At 53.1% G+C, this 6,994-nt stretch carries 3 protein-coding genes; all 3 read right to left on the minus strand.

The genetic code is table 11. From position 1 onward, the window contains the following. A partial coding sequence (locus tag V6D20_05210) for a hypothetical protein (GenBank protein HEY9815188.1) occupies positions 1-294 on the minus strand: 294 nt, incomplete at its 3' end. 38 nt (positions 295-332) lie between these two features. Further along, positions 333-6,089: an amino acid adenylation domain-containing protein gene (locus V6D20_05215; GenBank protein HEY9815189.1), complete on the minus strand. Its 5,757-nt coding sequence runs from the start codon at positions 6,087-6,089 to the stop codon at positions 333-335. A gap of 59 nt (positions 6,090-6,148) precedes the next feature. Then, positions 6,149-6,994 (minus strand): phosphopantetheine-binding protein (locus V6D20_05220; GenBank protein HEY9815190.1); only part of this gene is annotated, 846 nt, incomplete at its 5' end.

The raw sequence follows: 6,994 nt of genomic DNA on the forward strand, positions 1-6,994 counted from the left end.
ATAGCCCATGGTCAGGTCAATATATTCGTTGTCATCTACATCCCACAGCTTGCTCCCTGTGGAGCGTTGACCGATGATGGGATAATTGACTTCTTTAGTAGCAAGCCGAAAACTAGTAGCATAGCGGCTATCTGTCATCACTGGGCGATAGGTTTGAGCTAGGTGTTTAGAGGTTTTAGTGCGTTGGATGTAGCAAGACATTAAGTCCGCAATGTGCTGTTTTTGACGTTGTGGGATGTCCTGAGCAGTAAGGTGAGGGGATATGGGTGGGGTGTTAGAAACGACTTGAGTCATGGCTTTAAAGAATTTGTGAGGTTAATTGCAGGGTTGATTCAGAACCGAGTTGGAGACTGTGCAGGCTTAGCTAGAAACTCTTGGACAGTCCAGAAGGTAAGGTAGCGGTTCAATAGGTTGTGATCGATGGTAGGACAGGTGATGGCACTCTCCCTTAAAGTCTTCAAGGTTTGTTGGCAGTCCACCAGCGATTCCTGAATTTTGCAGGGTTGGGCATGTGTGCTTTGGGCAGAGAATAGACCAACCAAGGGAGCCAGCGCATTTTCTAAGGTGCGATCGGTGCTCTGGAGCAGAGCCATGCGCCACTGGTCGTAGGGAACAGACTGGAGAGGATAGCCGCTGTCCTTTAGCCAGGTTGTCAAGGTCTGCCAGGATGTCGGTTGCGGGTTAAGCAGGTGGAAGGTTTTGCCGATAGACTGGTGCTGTTGGGAGAGGTGGGCGATCGCCTGACTGACATAATCGATTGGCGTGATATCAAGTAGGGTATGGCGATCGGGAACGCTGCCGAGCTGGATGCAGCCCTTAATCATACGTGACATCAGGTCATTCACATTCCCCACGCCAGTTTGGCTATGACCGGCAATGCGCCCCAATCGATAAATGCAAACGGGCAACCCTCTATCCTTGGCCTGGGTGACGAGCTGTTCTGCAACCCACTTGCTTTGAGAATAGCCACTGTCCGGCAGGTGGGCTAATGTTAAGGGGCTCTCTTCTCGAATCGCAACCTCTCCACTGCCCCCAAACACGCTTAGGGTTGAGATAAAGTGCATCGGTTTGCTGCGCGTATGACAAGCTAACCGCAGAACTTCTTGCGTTCCCAGGACATTAGCAGGTTTGAGCATCGCGTAAGGATAAACTGAATTTACCCAGGCTCCGTTATGGTAAATCCTATCAACTTGAGCCGCCAGAGCTTGAAACTGCGCACTTGTTAGACCCAGTTGGGGATCTGCCAAATTGCCTAGAACCGGATGAAGGCGATCGCGATATGCTTCGTTCCACAGGTGATAGTGTTTTAGAGTTTGACGGAGCCGTTGTTGACCCGAAGCGATTGTATCTGCCCTGACCAAGCAGTGAATCTCAGCATCAGTTTGTTCCAGTAAGTCTCGCAGCAGAAATGCACCCACAAACCCAGTGGCTCCGGTCAAGAAGATGTGCTGGGGTGGGATGAAGGGGGCGACCGCTGCAGCAGCAGGGCGAATGCTGGAATCCAGGAGTTGTTCAGTCGCCCAATCTACTTGAGATATAGCGGGTTGAGCGACTTGTGATTTTCCTCGTTGGGTAGTTTCGATCATTGTGGCTAGTTCGGCTACAGTCGGCGCTTCATACAGTTCTCGCAATGCCAGATCGACCTGAAAGTGCTGTCGAACTTGGGTCAGGAGTTGCGTCATAAGTAGAGAATGTCCACCCAGATCGAAGAAGCTATCTTGTATACCCACACGGGTCACGCCCAAGACCTCAGCCCAGATCTTGGCTAACTCAGCTTCGAGGGGCGATCGCGGTTCTATGCATGATTGATTCTCATTCGGCTGAATTGGTTCAGGGTCAGGTAGGGCGCGGCGATCGACCTTGCCATTCGGCGTTAATGGTAGGTGAGACAGCATTACATAGGTAGCAGGCACCATATAGTCAGGGAGTTTTTCAGCAAGATAGTGTCGCAACTGGGGAATCAGTTGATGGGTCAGCATTGCTTGCAAGGGGGCATTGGCATAGTCACGCCACGGACGCAGCGGAGGTGTTTTCAGTGGATTGACTACCTGCGTTTCGGCATCTGTCCCCCGTCGTCTCAGGATTACCTGATACTGTCCTGCAAGATTTTCAGTCTCCCAGCAGATCTCGACCGTGTAGGGCAGGCTGTCTGCCAAGCTCCACAGAGCTTCTGGGTCAACCCCCGCAGCGGCTTGAGTGGGTAAGGCTGCTTGGAATTCGGCGATGGTTTCAGGAATATTTGTTGGGTCTGCCTGGTAGAGCCACTGCATTGTTGCAATCTCTGTGCTCAGACGGGCATTGGGAATGTGGGCGATCGCCACTAGGTCGGGTTCTGTCTCGATCAAACGCTGGCGCAGATCAGATACCGTTAGCAGATCTGCCTGCCAATCTAACCAGGATACCTCTGCGGCTGGCGCAGCTTTGCCAATATGCAGCACGACGTCATAGCGAAACTTCGTTAGTTCGTTGGCATGGGTGCCCCGTTCTAGGAGAATCTCAACTCGGCTAATTTGCGGCAGTTCTTGCTGTAACGCTTGAAAGAAAGCCGGATCGATGACCAACTGCTTTTCGTCGATAACCTGCTTTTGCACCCGCTGCCGCAGCTCGGCTCGAGTTGTGGTAGGAGTTGCCCGATAGAGCTGCACAGAGGTATGAAACGCTTCCAATAACGGCAGACTGCGAATATCTCCCAGGAAAATAGAGCTACCTGGCTCCACTACATCCACGGCTTTTTGCAACACGGTCAAGAGATAGTCAATACTGGGAAAATATTGAGCGACAGACACGATCAGCACGGCATTAAAGCTATGCGGTTCAACCCCACTAAAGTCATCGGCTCCCCGCTGCAAGAAGGTGACGTTAGGGAGATCTAGCCCCAGTTGATGCACTTGATTTTGCAAGATTTGTAGGGCATTGGCAGATAGATCCGTCGCCCAGTAGCGGCTGCATTGAGGGGCAACGCGAAACAACATTAAACCGCTGCCGCCACAGCCTAGTTCTAAGACCCGACTGGGCTGCAATGCCAATACACGGGCTACGGTTTGCTCCATCCATGCCTGTACTTCTGTCGCTAGCATCGGTTCCCCAGTGTAGCTACTTTCCCAGCCTTTGATATAGAAGGCTGGCTGCTGATCAGCATAGGCCTGACTGTAAAGGTGGTCGAAGACAGCTTGCCATTGCGTAGTTTGTTGATGGGTGGGTTCTGCCTCGGTCTCTGCCGTGGAGACGTCAGCCGTTGAATCAGGAACAACATAGCCGACTAGGCGGGGATGGGTTCCGTCTTGCAAAACCACGGCTGCATCTTGGATGGCAGGATGCTGTTTGAGGATAGCTTCAATCTCACCTAACTCAATGCGAAACCCGCGTAGCTTCAACTGATTGTCGCTGCGCCCCAGAAATTCTAGCTGCCTGTCAGAACGATAGCGAACCCTGTCTCCCGTTTTGTAAAGGCGATCGCCCGCTTTCTGGCTAAACGGATGGGGAATAAAGTGAGTGGCCGTGAGGTCAGGGCGCTGCCAGTAGCCCCTTGCTACCCCAGTACCCCCAATGTAAAGCTCTCCGGGGATGCCCATGGGTACTGGCTGGAGTAACGCATCCAACACATAGGTTTGCACCTGGGGCACCGATTGCCCGATGGGGACATGGGCTGCGGTAGCAATGGCATTGGCTCCTGACACGTCGCACAGTGTTGCCACAATGGTGGTTTCGGTTGGGCCGTAGCTATTGACCAGTCGCACTTGAGGATAGTGCTGCTGCCAAACCTGAAGCTGTGCCTGGTCGGCTGCTTCACCGCCAATGATTACTAATCTTAAGGAAGCCGGTAGCGGGGTAGAGGCGATCGCCGCAGTCAGTTGATGCCAAAAAGCGGTGGGCAAATCTAGAACGCTAAGGTGCAGGCGATCGCACTGCTGCCAAAATTCTGGAATGGAATTGAGCATCGTCTCTGAGCGCAGTACTAGCGTTGCCCCCTGTGCCAGCGTTGGAAAAATTTCCTCCGTCGCCGCATCAAAGCCAATGGAGGCAAATTGCAGGACGCGATCGCCCGGTTTGATGTCGTAAATCTGCCCGGCTGCCGTAATGTAGTTGACCACCGCCTGATGGGAGGTCATGACGCCTTTGGGGGTTCCGGTTGAACCGGACGTGTAAATTAAATACGCTAGATTTTCCGGATGGGTTTGATTGACCGGGTTCTCAGCCCCATGGGAGGCAATGTCAGTCCAGTCTCGGTCTAAACAGATCACATTGGGATGGGAAAACTGCTCAGCCAAAGAAGACTGAGTCAATACCAGAGAGACCTGAGCATCTGCCAAAATCAAGGCAATGCGTTCGGCGGGATAAGCCGGGTCAATCGGCACGTAGGCCCCGCCCGCTTTGAGAATGCCAAACAGCGCCACTAGCATATCCAATGAGCGTTCAACGAACAGACCTACGCGGGTTTCCGGTTTCACACCTTGTTGCCGCAGAGTATGAGCCAGTTGGTTGGCGCGTTGGTTTAGCTCCCGGTAGGTGAACGACTTATGGCGATCGATCACGGCAATTGCGTCGGGCGATCGCTCGACCTGAGCTTCAAACCCTTGGTGCAGACAGAGGCTAGCGTCCCCCGCAATCGGGTTAACCCATTCCGTTAAGAGTAACTGACATTCAGCGGAGGTGATCAGGGGCAATGCCGCAATTCGCTGATCGGGGTTGGCGATCGCCCCTTCTAGCAGGGTTTGAAAATGGCCTACCAGCCGCTCAATCGTGGCATCGTCAAATACATCCGTTTTGTACTCAACCACACCGCGCAGTCCGGTGCGGCTGTCAGATAAGCCTATTCCCAAGTCAAATTTGGCGGTTTGATCGGCAATGTCCAGGGGTTCTAGGGTGAGTCCGGGCAGTTGCAACTCATCAGTCGCTGCCGTTTGAAAGGCTAACATCACCTGAAATAACGGGTTGCGATTGAGATTGCGATCGGGACGCAGCGCTTCCACCAGTTTCTCAAAGGGCAAATCTTGATGCGCCTGAGCCTCGACCACAACCTGCCGCACCTGTCGTAGCACTTGCCGAAAGCTAAGATCACCGTCAACTTGGCTGCGGAGAACCAACGTATTAACGAAGAAACCAATTAGCTTCTCAATCTCAGGCTGATTGCGATTGGCGATCGGAGAACCCACCACCACATCTGTCTGCCCTGTATAGCGATAGAGCAGCACCTTGAAGGCAGTTAAGAGGGTGATAAATAAGGTACTGTTTTCTTCCCAGCTCAACGCTTTGAGTGCTTCAGTTAAGGATAGCGGCAGGACAAAACTCTGCTTACGACCTTGGTGGGTAATCGGGTGCGATCGCCCCCGTGTCGGCAACGGTAACCCAGGCAACGATCCCGCCAGCTTTTGCTTCCAGTAGGTCAGTTGAGCATCCCAAACACCGCTCTGGAGATACTGCCGTTGCCATACGGCGAAATCGGCATACTGAATGGGCAGATCCGGCAGGGGTGAGGGCTGTCCCTGACAAAATGCTGGATACAGCGCTGTCACGTCCTGCACTAAAACGCTCTTTGACCAGGCATCGCTGATGATGTGATGTAGGGTAAACAACAGCACATGTTCTTGCTCAGACAGCCGCAGTAGGATAGCTCGCCACAACGGGCTTTGCCCCAAATTAAATGGGCTGTTTGACTCTGCGATCGCCCGCTGCTGCACCACTGCATCCTGCTCCATTTGGGGTAGGTGGGATACATTCACTAGCTGTAACGGGGTTAGTGCAGGGTCTCCAATCACCTGCATCGGTTCGCCATCCATCACGGCAATATGAGTGCGCAACACCTCATGGCGATGCACCAGTTCATGCAGCGTTTGCTCTAGGGCAGATACCTGCAAGGTTCCCCTGAGCCGAATCGCCATCGGTACGTTGTAAAACGGGCTGTTGGGTTCTAACTGGTCTAGAAACCACAAACGTTGCTGAGCAAAGGACAGCGGAAAGTAACGGGTCGTCCGCGGCTGGGGTGTAATAGAACGAGCAGGACGATCTGCTTGTTGCTGCTGTAATTGCTGCAACAAACGCTCCAATTGCTCTGGGGAAAGATCGACAATGCGCTTTGCGAGGTCACTCATGGTAGTTCCGATCAAACATAAAGGGGAGGAGTGGGCGTGAGGTATGCTGAGCTATTGCATTACTCATGCATAGGGGCTAAGTCCAATTGGTTCAGTAGGTCGGCTAAGCCGCTTGGGTTGGCTTGCTCTACCAGGGCTTGACTGATGGCGATCGCCAGTTCTGCCACTGTGGGCGATTCAAAGAACTGATGCAGCAGCAATTCTACTAGAAACGATTGCCGCAGCCGCGACATAATTTGGGTTGCCAGTAGGGAATGCCCGCCTAGGTCAAAAAAGCGATCGTGAATGCTGACGCGCTCTAGCTGCAGCACCTCTGCCCAAATCTGAGCCAGCTTTTCCTCAATCGAGTTACGGGGCGCAACAAACTCAGTGGATGCTGCTGCAGGAATGGGTAAGGCTTGCCGGTTGATTTTGCCATTGGGCAAGAGGGGTAAGGCTTTTAGCACCAGGATGGCGGCAGGCACCATATAGTCTGGCAACCGCTGTTGCAACTGGCTGCGGAGGATAGCCCCATCGACCACCTGATCTGCCTGAGCGATCACATAGGCGACTAGACGCGGTAGCCCTGGCGCATCTTCCCGCAGAATCGCGATCGCAGACTGCACGGTTGAGTACTGCCGTAGGGCCGCTTCGATTTCGCCCAACTCCACCCGGTAGCCGCGAAGTTTGACCTGATGGTCGACGCGACCTAAAAACTCCAAACTGCCATCGGGACGGAATCGAGCGCGATCGCCCGTTCGGTATAGCCGACCGCCGGGCATCGTACTAAACGGGTGCGGCGGCGGTAAAGATTCTGACCAAAATGGGCCATTTGATCTGAAACGCTTATCTAGTAGGGCTTTGAACGTAAGACTGGAATGAGACTGGCTGTTTAAGTAGAGAACAAATTTACTGACGTGATTGGG

Source organism: Candidatus Obscuribacterales bacterium, from assembly GCA_036703605.1.
In the GTDB taxonomy this organism is placed as follows: domain Bacteria; phylum Cyanobacteriota; class Cyanobacteriia; order RECH01; family RECH01; genus RECH01.

What these genes read in the sequence shown, in the direction of transcription:
- V6D20_05215 (HEY9815189.1), bottom strand. Translation starts at nt 6,089, where the DNA reads ATGAGTGACCTCGCAAAGCGCATTGTCGATCTTTCCCCAGAGCAATTG.